This window comes from Sphingomonas prati, assembly GCF_014643515.1.
Lineage (GTDB): Bacteria > Pseudomonadota > Alphaproteobacteria > Sphingomonadales > Sphingomonadaceae > Sphingomonas_R > Sphingomonas_R prati.
The window spans coordinates 146,037-167,159 of the sequence record NZ_BMJP01000005.1 but is presented as its reverse complement, the minus strand read 5'-3'; the positions used below and the strand labels follow the sequence as shown (position 1 = coordinate 167,159).

At 67.5% G+C, this 21,123-nt stretch carries 12 protein-coding genes; 7 read left to right on the top strand and 5 right to left on the bottom strand.

The genetic code is table 11. The features are described 5' to 3' along the window. Nucleotides 1–35 precede the first annotated feature (35 nt). A complete protein-coding gene (locus IEX50_RS14690; protein WP_157177000.1) occupies nt 36–1,070 on the bottom strand; it encodes a 2OG-Fe(II) oxygenase in 1,035 nt (344 codons plus the stop codon). A 257-nt stretch (nt 1,071–1,327) separates the two neighbouring features. On the opposite strand from IEX50_RS14690, the gene IEX50_RS14685 reads away from it, so the two are divergent. Further along, on the top strand, nt 1,328–2,494 hold the full coding sequence (locus tag IEX50_RS14685; RefSeq protein ID WP_157177001.1) for a DUF3667 domain-containing protein: 1,167 nt from the start codon (nt 1,328–1,330) through the stop codon (nt 2,492–2,494). Between the two features lie 7 nt (nt 2,495–2,501). Here IEX50_RS14685 and IEX50_RS14680 read toward each other — a convergent pair whose 3' ends face one another. Further along, nucleotides 2,502–2,714 carry a hypothetical protein gene (locus IEX50_RS14680; RefSeq protein ID WP_157177002.1) on the bottom strand — a complete coding sequence of 71 codons (213 nt, stop codon included), beginning with the start codon at nt 2,712–2,714 and terminating at the stop codon, nt 2,502–2,504. A 222-nt stretch (nt 2,715–2,936) separates the two neighbouring features. Between IEX50_RS14680 and IEX50_RS14675 the strand changes: the two genes are divergently transcribed. Genes IEX50_RS14675 through IEX50_RS14665 form a run of 3 tightly spaced genes read left to right on the top strand, consistent with a single transcriptional unit; the run spans nt 2,937 to nt 10,661 of the window. Beyond that, nucleotides 2,937–5,885, top strand: a complete 2,949-nt coding sequence (locus IEX50_RS14675; protein WP_229674074.1) for a TonB-dependent receptor domain-containing protein — start codon at nt 2,937–2,939, stop codon at nt 5,883–5,885. Between the two features lie 19 nt (nt 5,886–5,904). Beyond that, the gene (gene galA / locus IEX50_RS14670) at nt 5,905–8,370 is read left to right on the top strand and encodes a beta-galactosidase GalA (RefSeq protein ID WP_157177003.1); all 2,466 of its coding nucleotides are present in this window, start codon (nt 5,905–5,907) and stop codon (nt 8,368–8,370) included. Continuing rightward, nucleotides 8,370–10,661: a DPP IV N-terminal domain-containing protein gene (locus IEX50_RS14665; protein WP_157177004.1), complete on the top strand. Its 2,292-nt coding sequence runs from the start codon at nt 8,370–8,372 to the stop codon at nt 10,659–10,661. The genes galA and IEX50_RS14665 overlap by 1 nt, the downstream gene beginning before the upstream one ends. Nucleotides 10,662–10,668: 7 nt before the next feature. Here IEX50_RS14665 and IEX50_RS14660 read toward each other — a convergent pair whose 3' ends face one another. Further along, nucleotides 10,669–13,398 carry a DUF5695 domain-containing protein gene (locus IEX50_RS14660; RefSeq protein ID WP_157177005.1) on the bottom strand — a complete coding sequence of 910 codons (2,730 nt, stop codon included), beginning with the start codon at nt 13,396–13,398 and terminating at the stop codon, nt 10,669–10,671. A 91-nt stretch (nt 13,399–13,489) separates the two neighbouring features. Here IEX50_RS14660 and IEX50_RS14655 point away from each other — a divergent pair, with 91 nt between their 5' ends. From IEX50_RS14655 to IEX50_RS14645, 3 genes are read left to right on the top strand one after another with little or no spacing between them, the layout of a single operon-like run. Next, on the top strand, nt 13,490–15,865 hold the full coding sequence (locus IEX50_RS14655; RefSeq protein WP_157177006.1) for a glycoside hydrolase family 127 protein: 2,376 nt from the start codon (nt 13,490–13,492) through the stop codon (nt 15,863–15,865). 14 nt (nt 15,866–15,879) lie between these two features. After that, entirely contained in the window at nt 15,880–16,884 is a 1,005-nt protein-coding gene (locus IEX50_RS14650) for an Ldh family oxidoreductase (protein WP_157177145.1), read from the top strand. Next, complete coding sequence (locus IEX50_RS14645) at nt 16,881–18,647, top strand: DUF885 domain-containing protein (protein WP_157177007.1); 1,767 nt, start codon at nt 16,881–16,883, stop codon at nt 18,645–18,647. Before IEX50_RS14650 ends, IEX50_RS14645 begins: the two co-directional genes overlap by 4 nt. 9 nt (nt 18,648–18,656) lie before the next feature. Here IEX50_RS14645 and IEX50_RS14640 read toward each other — a convergent pair whose 3' ends face one another. Both IEX50_RS14640 and IEX50_RS14635 read right to left on the bottom strand, forming a co-directional pair. Then, nucleotides 18,657–19,832 carry a M24 family metallopeptidase gene (locus tag IEX50_RS14640; RefSeq protein ID WP_157177008.1) on the bottom strand — a complete coding sequence of 392 codons (1,176 nt, stop codon included), beginning with the start codon at nt 19,830–19,832 and terminating at the stop codon, nt 18,657–18,659. Beyond that, a complete protein-coding gene (locus IEX50_RS14635) occupies nt 19,829–21,064 on the bottom strand; it encodes an NAD(P)/FAD-dependent oxidoreductase (protein WP_229674072.1) in 1,236 nt (411 codons plus the stop codon). The genes IEX50_RS14640 and IEX50_RS14635 overlap by 4 nt, the downstream gene beginning before the upstream one ends. Nucleotides 21,065–21,123: the final 59 nt, after the last annotated feature.

Below are 21,123 nucleotides of genomic sequence, written 5' to 3'. Positions count from 1 at the left end.
CCCCTTGCGACCGATTTGGCGGGCGGGGCGCGGCCTCAGGCGGGCGCGCCGCCGTGGAGGAACGGCAGGGTGGCGTAGCGTCGCCCGGCGGTCATGCGTGTCACCTCGTGCAGCAGCGAGCAGGAGAAGACGATCGCGCCGCCGCGTGGCGCGCGGTAGCAGCGCGTGCCGAATTCCGGGAAGCGCAGGTCGCCGCCGTCATAGTCGTCGTTGAGGTTGATCGTGACGGCGAACCGGCGATGCGCCGTGGCGGGGGTGGTGTTGTCGCGGTGCGGGGCGAAATGCGCGCCCTCGCGGCTGTCGTAGCAGGAGACGATGTAGCGCTCGATCTCGGCCGGGCGATACTGGAAGCAGCGTGCGATCATCGGCACGAGGCGCAGCATGACGGCGTCGTGGAGCTGCGCCTGGACCGCGGGATCCTGGACGATATGGTCGCGGCGACGCTTGACGGCGTGGTTGTGGATCTCGACCGTCCGGTCACCGATCCGCCGCATCGTGCCGGATTCCGTGCCGCCGTGACGATCGTGGAGCGCGATCAATTCGGCGGCAAAATCCGGATCGAGGATGTTCTCGAGGATGAGCGCCGGGGCGGCGACATCGACCGGCGGGGTGGACAGCAGGCCGCGCAGCGCGTCGATCGCCGCTTGGCCGTCCTGCAACGCGAACACGCCCGCGACACGCAGCAGCGGATCGAGCAGCAGCCAGTAGGGCGTGAAGCTGTCGCCCCGCGCGCTAGGCCGGACGGCGCCGTAGAGCGTGCTGACCCGACGATGGTCATCGACGATGACGTGCACGCCGATGCGCTGCAGCGCCGACAGCCGCCCGTCGGTGACGTCGCGCGGATCGGCCGTGACGCCGAGGAAAGCGGCGCGCCCGTCGGCCAGCAGCGCGGCGTTCGCCTCCATCTGCCGCAACGCCGCCTGGCAGGCGGGGTGGCCGGCCGTGCCGAAGAACAGCAGCAGCACATGCCGCCCGCCGGCCTTGTCGAAATCGGACTCGGTCGCCTGCCCCAGCATGGACGCGGTGAACCACGGCGCGGGATCACCGATGGTCAGGCGGGGTGGGGTCACGGGGGCGATCCTGTCCTGTCGTTATGCGCTCTGTGTCGCTCAAATGCGGTATCGCAGCTTCGCAGCGGATTATGAAGCGGGGCCGTTAAAATCGACATTGGGGCGGCCTGCGATCCTCGCGCCATCGTACATCGGCCTGTTGTCGACGTGACTTCGTTCGGACCTTTAACGGGTGGGCGTAGGCGGGGCCGCGAAGGCAGGGGGATGCGAAGTCATCTCGACGGACCGTGCGGGATGGGGGATAGCGGTCGGGGGAAATGGCGGCGGGGGCGGCGGCGATGGACGGACTGGACGACGCGGACGCGGTGGTGACCGGGGGGCTGGCGGCGCAGGCGGTGGATGGACACGAGGCGCGACACGCCGCTTCGCCCGTCGGGCAGCATGGACATGGCGATCACGGGGCGGGCGGGACGTGCCCGAACTGCGGCGCCACGCGGGCCGGCGCGTTCTGCCAGACTTGCGGGCAGGCGGCGCATATTCACCGCGACATGATGGGGTTCGCGCATGACGTGGTCCACGGCGTGTTCCATTTCGACGGCAAGTTCTGGACCACGCTGCCGATGCTTGCGCTTCGGCCGGGACAGTTGACGCGGCGTTACATCGACGGCGAGCGGCAGAAGTTCGTGACGCCGATGGCGATGTTCCTGTTCTCCGTGTTCCTGATGTTCGCGATCGTTTCCAACATCGGTTTCATGAGCGGCGTCGGGGGCAAGTCCGGCGCGCTCGCCGGGGTGACGCAGGATCTGACGACCGCGCGCCGGGAGGTGGTGGACGAGACGGTTCGGACGCGGACGGAAATCGCCGAACTGGAAGCCGTACGGGCGCGGCGGGTGGCGGCGGGGCAGGACATGGCGGCGGCCGACCAGCGTCTGGCGAAGCTGCGCGAGGATCTGCGCGGCCTGAGCATCGCGGCGGCGGCCATTCCGGGCGAGGGCAGCCCGAAGGTTGAGGCGGCGGCGGCCGGGCGACAGAAACCGTCGCAGGCGGAGATCAAAGGATGGTTCGCACAGCGGGTCGAGCATTTCCGCGAGAACCCGAAGCTGGCATTCTACAAGATGAAGACCGCTGGGTATAAATATAGCTGGGCGCTGATCCCGCTGTCCTTGCCGTTCCTGTGGGTGATGTTCGCGTGGCGGCGGCGGTTCGGGCTGTACGATCATGCGGTGTTCGCGACCTATTCGATCGCGTTTATGTCGCTGCTGGTTGTCGTTTCTACATTGATGGCGGCTTGGCTTGGCAAGCCGGCGATCATGTGGTTCGCGCTGCTGCTGATCCCGCCTGTCCACATGTATAAGCAGTTGCGCTATGGATATCTGCTGTCGCGGTTGAGTGCCGTCTGGCGGACGGTGCTGCTGCTCGGGGTGGTGACGGTGACGTCGACGCTGTTCTTCCTGTGGCTGCTGTATCTGGGTGTGGCGGACTGAGCCGCGCTCAGGGCGCGCGCGGTGCGCGTGCTACGATTGCCTGCGCTGCCCTCAGCCGCGTCCGCCAGACCTTTGCCGAGGGGTGGCCGGTCGCCAGCTCGTCGAGCCACGACTGACATTTGACGATCTCCGACTGCGCCGCGGCGATCTGCGCGTCGGTGGGGGGCGGTGCGATGTTGGCCCGCCCGGCGGCGCCTGTGCGGCCCTTGCTCTTGCTCATGACTCTGCTTTCGTCTCGTGGTTCGCGCTGCGGTCCGTGGAACGCCGTGGCGGTCGTCATAGGCCGGCCGTTGCCGGAATACAGGCGTTTCGAAAGGCGCGGTTCATTTCATGCCGGCCGTAAAGTCACACGTCATGTGTATATACCGGATATCGTATATTATATTTGACTTCAGTTTGATGACGTGATGGATTGCCCGGACACACTCTGGGCGGGGTCATCATGGGAAATCTGGTCGGCACACATCGTCTTCGCGCGAGCACCGCTACGGTGCTGGCGATGCTTCTCGCCTCGGGCGCGCATGCGCAGTTGGTGGCCGGTCCGGAGGGGACGGATCCGGCGTCGTCCGCCTCGGGTGACGAGGCGATCGTCGTGACGGGCACGCGCATCCGACGGCCCGACCTGGCGAGCAACAGCCCGGTCACGTCGGTGACCGATCAGGAGATCCGGTACCAGGGGGCGGTGAACGTCGAAAGCGTACTGAACCGCCTGCCGCAGTTCACCGCCGACGCGAACGAGAATGTTTCGAACGGTTCGGACGGCACGGCCAACATCAACCTGCGCAACCTCGGGTCCAACCGGACGCTGATCCTGCTCAACGGCCAGCGATTGCTGCCGCAGCAGGCGATGGACCTCAATTTCGTGCCGTCCAGCCTGATCGACCGGGTCGACGTGGCGACGGGCGGGGCGTCCGCGGTCTATGGGTCGGACGCGGTCGCGGGCGTCGTCAATTTCGTGCTGAAGGACCATCTCGACGGGTTGCGGATCGACGGGCAGTCCTCGCTCGGCATCCACACCAACGACAATGGCGCGGTGCGCGATCTCGTAACGGCGCAGGGCTATGCGAACGCGCCACGCAATGTCGCCGACGGCGGCAAGCAGGACATCAACGCCGCCTACGGCAAGAACTTCGCCGACGGGCGCGGCAACATCACCGTCTATGGCGGGTATCGCCACACCGATCCGGTCTTGCAGGCGAACCGCGACGTGTCGGCGTGCGCGTTGAACCAAGTGGACGATGCCGGCAGCAACCTGACCTGCGGCGGATCGAGCAACTCGCCATACGGTACGTTCGCGCCGCTCGGCGGGCCGAATGCCGGCAAGACGCTGACCAACAACATCGATGGGACGCAGACCTGGGTCCCGTACACGTCGGCCTATGCCTACAACTATTCGCCGACCAATTACCTGCAGCGATCGGACAATCGCTACATCGGCGGCGCGTTTGCCAAGTTCGAGATCGCGCCGGTGGCCGAAGTCTATGGCAGCTTCATGTACATGAACGACCATACATTCTCGCAGGTCGCCCCGTCCGCGCTGTTCCTAGGGACGAGCTTTACCGTGCCGTGCAACAATCCGCTGATGAGTGCCGCGCAACAGCAGTCGCTGTGCGGGGCGGCGGCGGGGACCGCAGCGACGCAGGACACGTTGATCGGATACCGGCTGGGTGACGGGCAGTCGCGTCGCGACGATTTGCGGCACGAGGATTATCGCTACAATGCCGGCGTCCGGGGCGACCTGGGCCACGGGTTCCAGTACGACGTCAGCTATCTGCACTCGCTGGTGAAGTTCAATGAGACGTATCTGAACAACGTCGACAATGTGAAGGCGCAGCGCGCGCTGGACGTGGTCAGCGTGAACGGGGTGCCGACGTGCCGATCGGTCATCGACGGCAGCGATCCGAATTGTGTGCCGGTCAACGTGTTCCAGGCCAACGCGATCACCGACACGCAGGCGGCGTATCTCTATTCGGAGAGCAACACCGCGTCGCGCAACGCGCTGACGGTGATATCGGCGAACATCAACGGCGATCTGGGCACGTTCGGCATCGCCAGCCCCTGGGCCGAGCGCGGCGTGAACATCGCGCTGGGTGCGGAGCGCCGCCGCGAAACGCTCAACTACACCGCCGATGCGGTAGCCGAACAGGGCGGCGCGACCGATACCGACGGGCGTATCACGGTGAACGAGGCCTATGGCGAGCTGGAAATCCCGATCCTGCAGAACCTGCCGTTCGCGCACGCGCTGACCATCAACGGCGGTCTGCGCTACTCCGCCTATCGCAACGAACAGCAGTCGACCGGGCTGAAATCGAAGTACAATGTCTGGACGTACAAGGGCGAGGCGAGCTGGGCGCCGTCGCAGGACGCGCGGCTGCGGTTCAGCTACAACCGTGCGATCCGGGCGCCCAACATCGCCGAACTGTTCGGGTCGCGATCGATCGGCAATGTCGCCGCGCAGGACCCGTGTTCGGGGGAGACGCCGGCTGCCTCGTTCGATGTCTGCCAGCTGACCGGTGTGACGCAGGCGCAATATGGCAGCATCATCGAATGCCCGTCCGACACCTGTTCCGCGCAGTTCGGCGGTAATTCCGACCTGAAGCCCGAGAAGGCCGATACCTACACGATCGGTCTGGTCCTGACGCCGCGGATGATGCGGAACTTCACGCTGTCGGTCGATTATTTCCACATCAAGGTGAAGGACTATATCAGCTCGGTCGATCCCTCGCTGGCGATCAGCCAGTGCGTGACGGGGGGCGATCCGTTCTACTGCGGCCTGTTCACGCGCGATCCGCGGTCGGGCGCGCTGTTCGGGACCAACGGCTATCTCGTGTCGACGACGTACAATACCGGATCGCTGACGACGTCGGGGATCGACGTCACCACCGACTATACGTTGGGCCTAGGCGCGCTCGGCAAGCTGAACCTTAATCTGGTCGGCACGCGGCTGATCAAGCAGGCGGCCGAACCGCTGGCGGGGCTGGGCAGCTATGACTGCAAGGGGCTGTACGGCTATACCTGCGGGCAGCCGAACCCGACGTGGCGGCACGTGATGCGGACGACGTGGATGATGCCGCAGGGCCGATCGCTGTCGGTTTCGTGGCGGCACACGGACTCGGTCAGCCTGTCGTCGCTGTCCGACAACGCGTTCCTGGCCGGCACGCCGAGCGTCATCAACCGCAAGATTTCGGCGTATAACTATATCGATCTGGCGGGCACCGTGGCGTTCGGTGAGGGGCTCCAGCTGCGCGCGGGCATCAACAACCTGTTCGACAAGGGCCCGCCCGCGATCGCCGCCGGGATCCTGTCGTCGTTCGGGAACGGCAACACTTATCCCGGGGTGTATGATACGCTGGGGCGGATCCTGTTCGTCGGGGCGACCGTGAAACTCTGACGCGATGGGGGGTGAGAGAATGACCGGATATGGCCGCCGCCACATCTTGCAGACCGGCGGCCTGACCGCGCTTGCCGCGGTCGTGCCCGAGTTGCCGGTCGCGGCGGCGGGAACGGTCTCGCCGGGGCCGCGGGAGGTCGTGGCGCTCGCGAGCGGGTGGCGGTTCCACCTGGGTCATGCGAGCGATCCGGCGAAGGATTTCGGCTTCGGTCGTTCGCACGACACCTATGCGAAGTCGGGAGACGTCGGGACGCCGGTTGCCGAGCGCGCGTTCGATGACGGTGCCTGGGAGGCGGTGACGCTGCCGCACGACTGGGCGGTGGACCTGCCGTTCAGGCAGTTCGGGCCGGCGGGCAGCGATGCCGACCGGACGGGCGCGTATCAGGGGTTCAAGCCGGTCGGGCGGATGTGGCCGGCGACGAGTGTCGGCTGGTATCGGCGGGTGATCCCGCTGGCGAAGGGCGACGTGGGGCGGCGGTTACTGTTGCAGTTCGACGGGGTGGCGCGCGACTGCATCGTGATCCTGAACGGGTTCGTCGTGGGATCGAACGAAAGCGCCTATGCGCCGTTCGAGATCGACGTGACCGACTTTGCCCGGCCGGGCGAGGACAATGTGCTCGTCATCCGCTGCGACGTCAGCCTGGGCGAGGCGTGGTCGTACGAGGGGGCGGGGCTGTACCGCGACGTGCGGCTGGTGAAGACCGCACCGGTGCATGTCCCGCGCTGGGGCGCGACGGTGCGGTGCTCGGTCGATGCCGGTGGCGCGACGGTGCGGATCGCGACGGAGATCGACAATGATGGGCCCGCCTGTGCGGCGCGGGTGCGATCGACGGTGATCGGGCCGGACGGGAAGCCGGTTGCGGTGTTGTTCGCGGACCCGCTGAGCCTGGCGGCCCAGGGCGGGACGACCGCGACGCAGGAGACCCGTGTCGCGGCGCCGGCGCTGTGGTCGCTTGAGACGCCGCAGCTCTACACGCTGGTGAGCGAGATACTGGTCGACGGTGTCGTGGTCGATCGCGAGACGTGTCGGTTCGGGATCCGGACGATCCGGTTCGATGCGGCGCGCGGGTTTTTCCTCAACGGCAAGCCCGTCAAGACCAAGGGGACGTGCAACCATCAGGATCATGCCGGGGTCGGCTTTGCGGTGCCGGACAGCCTCCATGTCTGGCGGCTGGAGCAGCTGAAGGCGATGGGGAGCAACGCCTACCGGTCAACGCACCATTCGCCCGCGCCCGCGATCCTGGATGCGTGCGACGCGATGGGCATCCTGATGATCGACGAGACGCGGCAGATGTCGAGCAATGCCGAGGGGTTGGGGCAGCTGGAACGGATGGTGCGGCAAGGGCGCAACCATCCGAGCATCATCCTCTGGAGTATCGGCAACGAGGAGATCCACCGCGGCACCGAAACCGGCGCGCGGATCGCGGAGACGATGAAGCGCAAGGTCTACGAACTGGACGGGACGCGGCCGGTGACGGAGGCGTTCAACGGCAAGTTCGGCGAGGGGGCGTCGCGCGTGCTCGACGTGATGGGGTGCAACTACTATCTCGACGCAATCGACCCGTATCACGCCGCGCATCCTGACATGCCGATGATCGGGACCGAGACGGGCAGCACGGTGATGACGCGCGGCGCATATGCGCGCGACGACAAGGCGGGATTCGTCCCGGCGTACGATCGCGAGTTCCCGAAATGGGCCACGACCGCGGAGACCTGGTGGAGTTTCTACGACGCGCGCCCGTTCCTGAGCGGCGGGTTCGTGTGGACCGGGTTCGATTATCGCGGGGAGCCGACGCCGTTCGAACGCTGGCCGGAGAATGTGTCGAACTTCGGCCAGATGGACCTGTGCGGGTTCCCGAAAGACAATTATCATTATTACCGGGCGTGGTGGAGCGGCGAGCCGGTGCTGCACCTGTTCCCGCACTGGAACTGGACGGGGCGCGAGGGGCAGCCGGTGTCGGTGTGGGTTCACAGCAATGCCGAGGCGGTCGAACTGTTCGTGAACGGGCGGAGCGTCGGGCGGCAGGCGGTGGTGCGCAACAAGCATCTCGAATGGCAGGTGTCCTATGCGCCGGGGCGGATCGAGGCGCACGGCTATCGCGGCGGCAAGCGGGTGATGCACGCGATGCGCGAGACCACGGGGGCGGCGGCGCGGATCGGGATGTCGAGCGATCGGCGGCGGTTGGCGCCGGGAGAGGTGGCGGTGGTGCGCGTTGCGATCCTTGACGCGAAACGCCGCGAGGTGCCGACCGCGTCGGATCGGGTGTCGTTTAGCCTGTCGGGGGATGCGCGGTTGCTCGGGGTGGGCAACGGCGATCCGCGGAGCCTGGAGCCGGACCATGCGACGGCGCGGTCCGCGTTCAACGGGTTGTGCATGGCCCTGGTCCAGACGGGCGAGCGAGGCGGGCCGATCCGGCTGGAGGCGCGGGGGGACGGCTTGGCGCCCGCGATGTTGCCGTTGATCGGTCTTGGCAAGGACAGCTGATGATCTTGCGTCGCTCGTCGCGGGTCCTCGCGATCCTGTTGCTGTGTGCCTCGGCGGCGGGGCAGGCGGCACCCGACGAGGCGGCGTTCCAGCGGTCGATCGGGTTGCGGAGGGCGTGGCAGGACCTGACGCGCGACGTGGCCTGGCCGGCGCATTGGACGCCGGACGGGCGGCACTTCTCGTACCGCAAGACGGTGGCGGGCGGCTTCGCGTTCGAGACGGTCGATGCCGAGACGCTCGCCAAGTCGGCGGCGTTCGATACGGCCAGGCTGGCGGCCACGTTGGGTGAGGCGCGGCACGAAGCGGTCGATGCGCTGCATCTGCCGTTTGCCGAGTTCGACTATGCGGACGGCGGCAAGGCGATCACGTTCGGTCTGGGCGAGACGCGGTGGCGCTGCGGGATCGTCGTCTATCGGTGCGAGGCGATCGTCGACAACAGCCGGCCGCGCGGGTTCGGCGTGGTGCGCGATCTGTCGGTGCCGGCGGACAACGCCCCGACGGTTTCGCCGGACCGGACGTGGACCGCGTTCGTGCAGGGCGACAACCTTGTCGTGCGCAAAGCCGGCGATGCGGCGGTCGTGCCGCTGAGCGTCGACGGGACGGCGGGCGACTTCTACGATCCGGAGACGCTGCGCTGGTCGCCGGACAGTCGGCACATCATGATCTACCGCGTGCGGCCGGGCTATCAGCGGCGCGTGCTGCGCGTTGAATCGTCGCCGCGCGATCAGGTTCAGCCGAAGCTGCGGAGCCAGCTCTATCCGAAGCCCGGTGATGCGATCGATCAGGAGCGGCCGGTGCTGTTCGATGTCGCGACGCGGCGGCAGACGGTGATCGACGACGCGTTGTTCCCCAACCCCTACCAGCTATCCGCGCCGCGCTGGCGGAAGGACGGGCGGAGCGTGGCGTTCGACTATGTGCGGCGGGGGTTCGGGCGGGTGCGGATCGTCGCGGTCGATGCCGAGAGCGGCGTCGCGCATGCCGCGGTCACCGAGGATGCGAAGACGTTCGTGTTCGCCGATCTTCGTTACCAGCATGAGGTCGGCGGGCGCGGCGACGAGATCATCTGGGCATCCGAGCGCGATGGCTGGAACCATCTCTACCTGGTCGACGGCCGGACGGGGAAGGTGAAGCGGCGGATCACGAGCGGAAACTGGGTGGTGCGCGACGTGATCGCGGTCGACGATGTAAAGCGGGAGATCGTGTTTTCGGCGAGCGGGATGAATGCGGGGGAGGACCCGTATTTCCGGCACGTCTACCGGATCGGGTTCGACGGGCGGCGCCTGACCGCGTTGACGCCGGCGAAGGCGGATCATGACGTGCGGTTCTCGCCGGATGGATCGCTGTATGTCGATACCTATTCACGGGTCGACCTGCCGACGGTGAGCGAGCTACACCGGTCAAGCGACGGTGCGCTGGTGGCGACGATCACCAAGGGCGACGACGGTGCATTGCGCGCGGCGGGATTCCGGCCGCCCGAGGTGTTCGTGGCGAAGGGGCGCGACGGCAGGACCGACATCTGGGGCGTCGTCGTCCGGCCGCGCGACTATGATCCGCGGAAACGCTATCCGGTGATCGAGAACATCTATGCCGGGCCGCACGACAGCTTCGTGCCCAAGCAATACTGGCCGTTCGGCTATCATTCCGGCGGCGACAAGGTGATCGGGATGCAGGCGCAGGCCGATCTCGGCTTCATTGTCGTGCAGATCGACGGGACGGGCACGGCCAACCGGTCGAAGGCGTTCCAGGACGTGGCGTGGAAGAACCTGGCGGACTCCGGCTTTCCGGATCGGATCGCGTGGCACCGCGCGCTGGCGGCGACGGACCCGTCCTATGATATCAGCCGGGTCGGCATCTACGGCGCGTCGGCGGGCGGGCAGAGCACGCTGAATGCGCTGCTGTTCCACGGCGATTTCTACAAGGTCGGGGTGGCGTATGCGGGCTGCTACGACAACCGGATGGACAAGATCAGCTGGAACGAACAGTGGCTCGGCTGGCCGGTTGATGCGAGCTATGCCGCCGCGTCGGGCGTCGATCATGCCGCGCGGCTGACCGGCAAGCTGCTGATGATCGTCGGCGAGCAGGACAGCAATGTCGACCCCGCGTCGACGATGCAGGTCGCCGACGCGCTGATCCGTGCGGGCAAGGATTTCGACCTACTGGTCGTGCCGGGCGGCGAGCATAGTGTCGGGCGATCGACCGGGCCGATCGACTATGTCGCGCGGCGGCAGTTCGGTTTCTTCGTCCGGAACCTGGCGGGGGAGCCGGTGCCGGACGCCAACGCCGTTCGGTGAACCCGGGCTAACGCGGTGACAGGGTCAGGTCGGTCGGTGTCGATTTGAGTGGCACGGTGTAGCCACCGCGTTCGAATGATCCGCCCGCCGGGAAATAGGTCCGACCCGCTTTGCTCGTCGTCTCCAGAAAGACACGCGCGTTCGGACTGATCGCCGTTGCCGGATCGAGCGTCAGGGTGACCGCGCCGGTAGCTGGTGCGTAGCTTGCCCGAGCGATCTTGCCGGCCTCCAGCGTGATCCACAGCCCGGCGGGGGCGATGAACAGGCGGGTTCGGGCGCCGTCCTTGGGCGCGATTCCGACCGCCCCGGCCGCCTGGTTCAGGTTGCCGCCGAAGCCGAGCCAGCCGAAGGCCGGGTCGTTGACAAGATAGGTCGCGGCGGTGATCGCGTGGCCGTAGAAACCCATGCCATAGTCGCCGCTATACGGGTCCCACTGCATCATGTCGGGTGCGGAATGGAACGCGGCCGACGAAAAGCCGTCGCGGTCGATGTTGGTGATGCCGCCCATCATGCCGCCGTAAGCGATCCGCAGCATCCGCAGGTCGCTCGGGTCGGCGCGGTAGGCGTCGAACAGCGGGACCGCGTTGAGCGTCGAGCCGTAATGGTGGATCTGCCGTTCGATCCGCGGATATTTGCCGCCGTAGAGGAAGTCCCAGTAGCGGCGCGCATTGCCGTTGTAGCCCCAGTTCGGGATCGTCGGATCATAGGCGAGGATCACGCGGCGCGTGACGTCGGCCTGCGGCTGGTAGCCGAAATAGCGCATCCAGGCATAGACTTCGGGCTGGCCCGTGGAGTCCCAGGCCATCTCGCTGCCGAACGGAAAAGCGAGCGTGCGCCAGTGGTCGGCGCGGGTCTTCATGAGGCGCTCCATTTCGGTCGCCTCGGCGGTCAGGCCCTCGCGCTTCAGGTCCTTCAGGATGTCGACGAACACGTCGCCCTCCATCAGTCCGAACTGGGTGTAGTGCGGCGCGTCGCGCATCATCGCGGTGGTCGTCCGGTAGGCGTGGTCGAGATACCAGCGCCAGGGATGCGCGGTGACGAGGCCGGGATGGTTGCGCGCGACGCGGTACAGGACCCAGTGGCCGACCGCGACATGCGGGTAATTGTACGCGCGGCCGAGGTCGCCGCCGGCCTTTTTCGACCAAGACGTCCAGGTGGTCCAGTCGACGGTCGGGTCGTAATAGCCGGGATGTGCGGCGGGGTCATAGTAGAACAGGCTCTTGCGGACGGCGCCGGCGTGCGGGCCGTCGGGGATCTGCAGGCCGCCCTGAATGGTCTCGTCGATCAGGCGTTGCAGCTTGGCGATCTCGACCGGATCGGGGTTGTCGAGCTGCTTGGCGATCGCCGCGACCCAGCTTCCGGCGCCGCCCTCGTCGCTCATCCCCGAGATCCAGACGCGCGGGTCTTGCGTGACGACCTTGCCGGCCTCGCGGTCGTAGGTCAGGATTGCGGGGTTGCGGCCGAACGGGTCCGACTTGCCCTCATACCATTGCTGCGTGGTCGAGAAGCGGCCGAGGTCGGCCATGGTCTGGTCGAGCGGCTTGGTGATGAAATAACTGACCGTCTGGACGCTGCCGTCGGCGTAGGTGACGGCGAGCGTGGCGCGGCCCCAGCCCTTGCTGCGGACGGTGTAGCGTGCCCAGCCTTTGGCGCTTGTCGTCGGGGTGGCGGTGAGCGCGCCGGCGGGGAAGCTCTCGACCCTGGTGATCGGTTGCGGGGTCTTCAGGAACAGCGACACGTCCTGATCGGTCGGGACGACGTAGCCGGGGATGCCGACCGCGACGGGGCGGTGGTTGGCGACCAGCGTGTCCTCGATCGCGGCGATCGCGGCCGCGGTGACGAAGCGGACGCCGATCGTCCGGGTCGTGCCGGGGGCGAGCGTGAAACTGGTCGGGACGTTCCATTGTTCGCCGGCCTTCGCCCATTCGCGCTCGGCGAACCCCTTGCTGGCGATGGTCCAGTCGTAGAACCCTTCCGAGGTCTGGCCGCGCTTGCTGCGGTCGGTGAAGAGGTCGCCGGTGGGGGCCTTGGCGGCTTCCAGGATCGGGCGATACGCCTCGAGCGGCGTGCCTTTCTCGGGCAGGACGAGCAGGGCGGGGCCGGCGCCGTTGAGCCGCGTCACCTGGAGATAGCCGGCGTCGCGGCCGATATAGGGGTCGACGAAGCTGGCCTGCGCGTGCGCCTGTTCGAGGGTGCGATCGCTGATGATGTTGTCGAACACCATCGGCAGGCCGAGCCCGCCCACCTCGACCGGCGCGTCGGTGGTGTTGGTCAGCGTGAATCGGAGCGCGAGGATGCCGCGGTCGTTCACCCAGCGGCGTTCGACGCGCAGCGGGCTGTCGGCCCCGAGCGAGGCGGTGATGTCGGCGGCGGCGAACGTCGCTCCGTTCGTTGGCAGCCGGCGGATCGCAGCGCGATGCTGCGCGGACGCAAAGTCCGTCCAGAGGCCGCCGGGCTTGCGGAGGCGGAGGTGGATGTCGCCGATATGGACGTAGCCGTCGCCGGCGCGCTCGGCTTCGCGGGCACCGGGGACGAAATCGAACGCCGGATCGTTGATGGGAGACAGCCGGGCGAGCGTCTGGGTGTCTGTGCGGAGCGTCACGCGAAACGCCGGCGTGGCGATCGTTGTGCGTGCGATCGGGCGGTAGCCTGGCTTGGCGGCGGGCGGTTGGGCATGAACCGGGAGCGTCGCGGTTCCGAGCAGGAGGAGGACGAGGAGGGGGCGGCATGCGTTCATGATGGGGCTCGCTCGGCTCGACTGGGGTGAGAGATGACACTTGCGCCACTCTTCTCAGAGTATAGTATACGATATCCGAATGGAGTGGAAGATGTTCGCAAACCGCCGGGATGTATTGATGGGGACGACGGCGGTGGCGCTGTTGTCGGCAAGCGAACAGGCGATCGGACGCGCGCCGGCGACGGCCTTGCCAGCGCGGCCGACGCCGCTGCCGCTGTCGGCGGTACGGTTGCGGCCGTCCCCCTATGCGACGGCGGTGGAAGTCAATCGGACCTACCTGCTGCGGCTGAGTGCGGATCGGTTGCTGCACAACTTCATGGTCTATGCCGGGCTGCCGGCCAAGGCACCGATCTATGGCGGGTGGGAAAGCGACACGATCGCCGGACATACGCTCGGCCATTACCTGACCGCGCTAGTGCTGATGAATGCGCAGACCGGCGATCAAGAGTGCCGTCGGCGTGCCGACTACATCGTCGCCGAACTGGCGCGGGCGCAGGCGAAGCGCGGCACCGGTTATGTCGGGGCGTTGGGCCGCAAGCGGAAGGACGGGACGATCGTCGACGGGGAGGAGATCTTCCCTGAAGTGATGCGCGGCGAGATCAAGTCGGGCGGGTTCGACCTGAACGGCTCCTGGTCGCCGCTCTATACCGTCCACAAGGTGTTCGCCGGATTGCTCGACGTTCACGGCGCGTGGGGGAACACGCAGGCGCTGACCGTCGCGACGGGGCTGGCGACGTATTTTGAGAAGGTGTTCGCGGCGCTCGACGATGCGCAGATGCAGATGTTGCTGGGCTGCGAATATGGCGGTTTGAACGAGAGCTATGCCGAACTGTCGGCGCGCACCGGCGACCGGCGGTGGCTCGTCGTGGCGGAGCGGCTGTACGACCGGAAGATGCTCGATCCGATGGTGGCGGGGCAGGACAAGCTCGCCAATTTCCACGCCAATACGCAGGTGCCGAAGGTGGTCGGGCTGGCGCGGATCCACGAACTGAACGGAAAGCAGCCGCCGGCCGACGCCGCGCGGTTCTTCTGGAAGACGGTGACGCAGCACCACAGCTACGTCATCGGCGGCAATGCCGACCGGGAATATTTCACCGAACCGGACAGTATCGCCACGCACATCACCGAGCAGACGTGCGAGCATTGTAACACGTACAACATGCTGAAGCTGACGCAGCATCTGTATGGTTGGGAGCCGGACGGTGCGCTGTTCGACTATTACGAACGCGCGCACCTGAACCACGTCATGGCCGCGCAGAATCCGAAGAATGCCGGCTTCAGCTATATGACCCCGCTGATGACCGGGGCGCCGCGCAGCTATTCGACGCCGGCGGACGACGTCTTCTGGTGCTGCGTTGGTTCGGGGATGGAGAGCCACGCCAAGCATGGCGAGGCGATCTTCTGGGAGGGCGGTACGACGTTGCTGGTCAACCTGTACATTCCCGCCGAAGCGCGGTGGCAGGCGCGGGCCGCGGTGCTGACGCTGGAGACGCGCTATCCGTTCGAGCCGGAGTCGCGGCTGACGCTGACGAAGCTGGGCAAGCCGGGGCGGTTCCCGATCGCGCTGCGCGTGCCGGCCTGGGCGGGGGACCGTGCGACAGTGACGGTCAACGGTGCGGCGGTCGAGCCGACGATGGCGAAGGGCTATGCGATCATCGATCGGCGGTGGAAGGCGGGCGATGTCGTGGCGCTGACCGTGCCGCTCGACCTGCGGCTGGAAAGTGCGCCGGGCGATGCCGACACGGTCGCGGTGCTGCGCGGGCCGATGGTGCTGGCGGCGGACCTGGGGCCGAACGAAGCGAAATGGGAGCAGGCGGACCCGGCGATGGTGGGGGCCGACCTGCTTGCCGCGTTCACGCCCGTCCCGGCGGACCGCGCGACCTATACGACGCGCGGGATCATCCGGCCGGGGGACCTGAACTTCGTGCCGTTCTACAGCCAGTATGAGCGGCGCAGCGCAGTGTATTTCAAGCGGTTCAGCGAGGTGGCGTGGAAGACCGAGGAGGCGGCGTTCCGGACCGAGCAGGCGCGGTTGAAAGACATCGCTGCTCGGTCGGTCGACGTGATGCATCTGGGCGAGATGCAGCCGGAGCGCGACCATGCGCTGACGTCGGAAATCTCCTACCCGGTCAGCTATCGCGGGCGGAACGGGCGCGATGCGAGGTCCGGCGGTTTTCTCGAATTCACGATGAAGACGCGGCCCGGTCCGCTGGCGTTGCAGGCGACCTATTGGGGCGACGAGCGGGCGCGCGATTTCGATATCCTGGTCGACAATGTGAAGGTGGCGACACAGCATCTGGAGGCGGACCGACCCGGCAAATTCTTCGATGTCGACTACCCGCTGCCGATCGGGCTGACGAAGGGGAAGACGAGCGTGAAGGTGCGGTTCGTGCCGCATGACCGGTCGTCCGCCGGACCGGTGTTCGGGGCACGGATGATCATCGTCAAACCGGTGGCGACGGCGTGAGCGACGACGTACGGATGACGCTCGATGACGTGCGCGTGTTGGCGCGGGCCGTACTGCGCGCGGCGGGATTGTCGGCCGCCCATGCCGATGCGGTGGCCGAGACGATGGTCGCGGGTGAGCGCGACGGGTGCCGCAGCCACGGCGTCTACCGGCTGCTCGTTGCGGCGAACAGCGTCGCCAAGGGGGTCGTCGCTCCCGATGCCGTGCCGGTGGTGAGCGAGCCGGCCCGGGCGCTGGTCCGCGTCGATGGCGGCGGCGGGTTTGCGCAGCTGGCGTTCGAACGGGGCCGGCCGCTGCTGGCGGAGAAGGCGCGGGCCTACGGGATCGCCGCGCTGGCGTTGAACAATGTGGTCCATTTCGCGGCGTTGTGGCCGGAGGTGGAGGCGCTGGCGGAGGACGGGCTGGTCGCAATCGCGGTGACGCCGAGCCATGCCTGGGTCGCGCCGGCCGGGGGCATGCAGCCTGTGTTCGGCACCAACCCGATCGCGTTCGGCTGGCCGCGGCCGGGCGGTCATCCGTTCGTGTTCGACTTCGCGACGAGTGCGGTGGCGCGCGGTGAGATCGAGCTGCACCGGCGGGCGGGTAAGCCGGTGCCGGACGACTGGGGCTATGACGCCGGAGGGCAACCGACGACCGATGCGGCGGCGGTGCTGGACGGCGCGATGCGGACGTTCGGTGGGCACAAGGGCTCCGCGCTGGCGGCGATGGTCGAGTTGCTCGCCGGGCCGTTGATCGGCGACATGACCAGCCGGGAGTCGATCGACGCCGATGCGGGTCGTGGCGGATCGCCGATCGGCGGTGAGCTGATCATCGCGATCGATCCCGCCGGGTTTCTGGGCGATGCGGCGGCCGAGCATCTGGCGCGCGCGGAGGTGATGTTCGCGGCGATCGAGGCGCAGGGCGCGCGGCTGCCGTCGCAGCGGCGCTATGCGGCGCGGGAGCGGAGTCTGGCCGAGGGCGTCGTCGTACCGGGCGCGCTGCACCGCGAGATTCTGGCGCTGATACCGGGAGAAGTATGATGAAGGCCCTGATCCTGTCGCTGGCGCTGGGTTCGACCGCGGTCGGTGCGGTGGCGGCTGCACCGCCACGAGCGGCGGCGGCGACGTCCGCCGATGCGCGGTTCGAGGCGCTCTACACCGCGGAATATACGTGGCGACAACGCCAGATGGCGCAGGGCGAGGACACGCCGAACGCGCCGCCGCAGCTGCCCGATGTCGGGCCGGCGGCGCAGGCGGAGCGGCTTGCGCGCTGGACGGATGTTTCGCGGCAACTGGCGGCGATCGCGCCGGCCAACCTCTCGCCTGCGAACCGCGTCAACTATGCGGTCTATGCGCAGCAGATCGATGCACTGCTCGCCGAGCAACGTTACCGCGACTATGAAAAGCCGCTGACCGCGGACACGAGTTTCTGGGGCGACGTGGCGGAGGGCGCGCGCGGACACTTCGCGTCGGTGAAGGAGTATCGCGACTATATCGCCGTGATGCGCCAGATCCCGCGTTACTTCGCGCAGCAGACCGGGAACATGCGCGCCGGGCTGGCGCGGGGCTTCACGCCGGCGCGCGTGACGTTGACCGGGCGCGATACGGGCGTCGCGCAGGTGGCCGAGGCGAAGACGCCGCAGGACTCGCCGTTCTACGAACCGTTCAAGACGTTCCCATCGATCATCTCCGCGGCGGATCAGGCGGCGCTCAGGGCGGAGGGAATGGCGGCGATCACGCAGGCTGTCGTCCCGGCCTATACGGCGCTGCTCGCGTTCCTGCGCACCGACTATATCCCGCATGCGCGCCAGACGCTGGCCGCGTACGACCTGCCCGACGGGAAGGCCTATTATCAGTCGAAGATCCATGAATATACGACGGAGGACCTGACGCCGGACCAGGTCCACGCGCTGGGGCTTGCCGAGGTCGCCAAGATCCGCTCGCGGATGGACGGCGTGATGCGGAGCGTGAAGTTTCAGGGCGATCTGCAGGCGTTCTTCAACCACCTGCGCACCGATCCGATATTCTACCCCAAGACGCCGAACGAGCTGCTGTACCGCGCGGCGTGGATCGCCAAGACGTTCGACGGCAAGGCATCGCAGTGGTTCGGCCACCTGCCGCGCAGCCGGTTCGCGATCAAGCCGGTGCCGGCCGATATCGCGCCGTTCTACACCGGGGGGCGCGGCGGGCCGGGGATTTACCTGGTCAACACCTATGCGCTGCCGTCGCGGCCGTTTTACTCGCAGGTCGCGCTGACGTTGCACGAAAGCGCACCGGGCCACGCGTTCCAGATGCCGCTGGCTGCCGAGAACAAGACGCTGCCGGCGTTCCGGCGCGACACCTATCTGTCGGTCTATGGCGAGGGCTGGGCGCTGTATTGCGAGACTCTGGGCGAGGACATGGGGATGTACGAGACGCCGTACGACCTGTTCGGGATGCTGAGTTACCAGGCGTGGCGCGCGGCGCGGTTGGTGGTCGATACCGGGATCCATGCCAAGGGGTGGAGCCGGAAGCAGGCGCAGGACTATCTGCACGACAACACCGCGCTGTCGGATCATGAGATCGAGACCGAGGTCGATCGCTACATCGCGTGGCCGGGTCAGGCACTGTCCTATTATATGGGGCAGATGGCGTTCCAGGCGGCGCGCAAGAAGGCGCAGGACGCGCTGGGGGCGAAGTTCAACATCCGCGCCTTCCACGACGCGATGCTGGAGATGGGATCGGTGCCGGTGCCGATGATCCAGGCGCGGACCGATGCGTTGATCGCGGCGGGCGGCAAGGGGCCTTATCCCGACGAGGAGTGAGATTGGCCGCTAGTCGAACGGGCGGTCGATCGACAGCTGCGGCTCGGTAAACCAGGCGGCACCGGTTTCGGTGACGTGGAAATGATCCTCCAGCCGGATACCGAAGCGGTCGGGCACGACGATCATCGGTTCGTTCGAGAAGCACATGCCGGGGGCAAGCGGCGTCCGGTCACCGCGGACGAGATAGGCGGGCTCGTGGATCGACAGGCCGATGCCGTGGCCGGTGCGGTGCGGCAGGCCGGGGAGGCGGTAGTCGGGACCGAGGCCGGCTTTCTCCAGCACCGCGCGGGCGGCGGCATCGACCGCTTCGCACGGGACGCCGGGCCGGACCGCCGCGAAGGCCGCAGCCTGCGCGGCATGTTCGACATCCCAGATCGCGCGTGCCTCGTCGCCGACATTGCCGAACGCGTAGGTGCGGGTGATGTCGGAATGATAGCCCTCGACCTGGCAGCCGGTGTCGATCAGCACAAGCTGGTCCTCCTCCAGCCGCTGATCGCCGGGCAGACCGTGCGGGAATGCGGTCGCGCGACCGAACTGGACCGCGCAGAAGTACGAGCCTGACGCGCCGATCGCGCGGTGCGCCTCGTCGATGAAGCGGATGACGGTGCTGGCGGCGATGCCGGGGTGGAGGATGCGGGCGGCGCGGCGCTGGACTTCGAGCGTCATCGCCTTGGCCTGCGTCAGCAACGCGAGTTCGGCCGGGCTCTTGATCATGCGACAGGTGTCGACGACCGAGCCGCCATCGCCAAGCGCGAGGCCGGTGGCGGCAAGCGCGGACGCCATGCCGTAGGGGAGTTGCGGATCGAACAGCAACCGGCCCGCGACCGCATCGGCGACCAAGGCGTATGGGCTTTCGTCCTCCTCCCAGAGGCGGAGGTCCGCGTCGATTTCGAGTCCGGCCTCCAGCGAACCTTGTTCGAAGCGTGGGCAAATCAGGATCGGCTGACCGGTTACCGGGAGCAGCAGCGCGACCAGCCGCTCGGTCGCGTGCCAGGGGAGGCCGGTGAAATAGCGCAGGCTCGGCCCCGCGCCGATCAGGATCGCCGTTGCGCCTGCCGCCTCCGTCAGCGCGCGGGCCTTGGTGAGGCGTGCAGTGCGTTCGGCCGCGGCGATGCGCGGTGCGGGCGTTGGCCAGGCGTGAAGGCTCACCAGTTCGCGCGCGACAGTGGATCCGCCGATGGTCATGGGTGACGTCCTGTGTTGCCGAACCGATGCAGGTCGAACGGATCGAGCGGGATTGAAGGAGTTTGCCCTAGCATCAGCGCGGCGACCAGTTGCGCGGTCACCGGCGCCAGCGTCAGGCCGAGATGCTGGTGCCCGAACGCGTAGATCAGGTTGGCGTGTCGGGCGGAGCGGCCGATGGCCGGGAGATAGTCGGGCAGGGTCGGACGCGCGCCCATCCAGCGATCATAAGGGCCCGCGATCGGCAGGCCGAGCGTGCGGATATGATGTTCCAGCCGTTCCCACTTGCGTGGATCGGGCGGGGCGTCGGGGTCGCCGAGTTCGACGAAGCTCGCCGCCTGAACGCAGTCGGCATAACGCGAGACGATCATCGATCGATCCTCGAACACGACGGGCGGCAGGTCTGCCGGCCAGCGATCGGCACGCGCACGGACATGATAGCCGCGCTCGGCGATCATCGGCACGCGGTAGCCGAGCGGTTCGAGCAGCGCGCGCGACCGCACGCCTGCGGCCACCAGCACCTGATCGATGTCATGCCCGGCGACGGCGATCCGTCCCGCGGTCTCGATCAGCCGGACATCCTGCCGGACGATCCGGCCGCCCCGCGCCACGACGGCGGCCTCCAGCGTTATGGCGAGCCGGCGGAGGTCCGCAATCTGTCCGCTGCCCGTGAAGCGGATCGCGCCGCCGACATGTTCGGTTAGGGTGCCCAGTCGTTGCAGCATGCCCGGTTCGGCGTCGATGATCCGGGCCGTGCCGATCGCGGTTCGCGACCAGCGTTCGCGGCCGCGCCGGGCGGTCGCCGGCGTGTCCCAGATGACGATGTGGCCATCCTCCCGCAGCAGGTCCGGCATGCCGATCGCCGCCGCCAGATCGCGCCAGGCCGGCATGGCGCCAGCCAGCAGCGGCGTGAGCGCGGTTGTTCCGGCGGCAAAGCGGCCGGGCGTCGACGCACCGGCCAGGCGCAGGACGAATGGCAGCCAGCGCCCGATCATCGATGGCGGTAGCGCCAGCGCACCGCCGATGCCGAACAGCCGCGACGGCGCGGACCGTAACGCGGCGGGGGAGGCGAGCGGCGCTACCTGCTCGACCGCAATATGGCCGGCATTTCCCCAGGATGCGGCGTTGTAATCGGCCGCGCGTTCGAACAGTGTAACGTCACGCCCCCGATCGAGCATGGCGAGCGCGCAGCTGAGACCGACGATGCCGCCCCCCACGATCCCGATCCCGCCCACGTCATTCTCCTGTTGCACCGTATCTGCGATTTTCGTATACAGTATATATATTGAGAAAC

Coding starts and splice junctions, on each gene's coding strand:
- IEX50_RS14685 (WP_157177001.1), top strand. CDS start 1,328: ATGGCGGCGGGGGCGGCGGCGATGGACGGACTGGACGACGCGGACGCG.
- IEX50_RS14680 (WP_157177002.1), bottom strand. CDS start 2,714: ATGAGCAAGAGCAAGGGCCGCACAGGCGCCGCCGGGCGGGCCAACATC.
- IEX50_RS14675 (WP_229674074.1), top strand. CDS start 2,937: ATGGGAAATCTGGTCGGCACACATCGTCTTCGCGCGAGCACCGCTACG.
- galA (WP_157177003.1), top strand. CDS start 5,905: ATGACCGGATATGGCCGCCGCCACATCTTGCAGACCGGCGGCCTGACC.
- IEX50_RS14665 (WP_157177004.1), top strand. CDS start 8,370: ATGATCTTGCGTCGCTCGTCGCGGGTCCTCGCGATCCTGTTGCTGTGT.
- IEX50_RS14660 (WP_157177005.1), bottom strand. CDS start 13,398: ATGAACGCATGCCGCCCCCTCCTCGTCCTCCTCCTGCTCGGAACCGCG.
- IEX50_RS14655 (WP_157177006.1), top strand. CDS start 13,490: ATGTTCGCAAACCGCCGGGATGTATTGATGGGGACGACGGCGGTGGCG.
- IEX50_RS14650 (WP_157177145.1), top strand. CDS start 15,880: ATGACGCTCGATGACGTGCGCGTGTTGGCGCGGGCCGTACTGCGCGCG.
- IEX50_RS14645 (WP_157177007.1), top strand. CDS start 16,881: ATGATGAAGGCCCTGATCCTGTCGCTGGCGCTGGGTTCGACCGCGGTC.
- IEX50_RS14640 (WP_157177008.1), bottom strand. CDS start 19,832: ATGACCATCGGCGGATCCACTGTCGCGCGCGAACTGGTGAGCCTTCAC.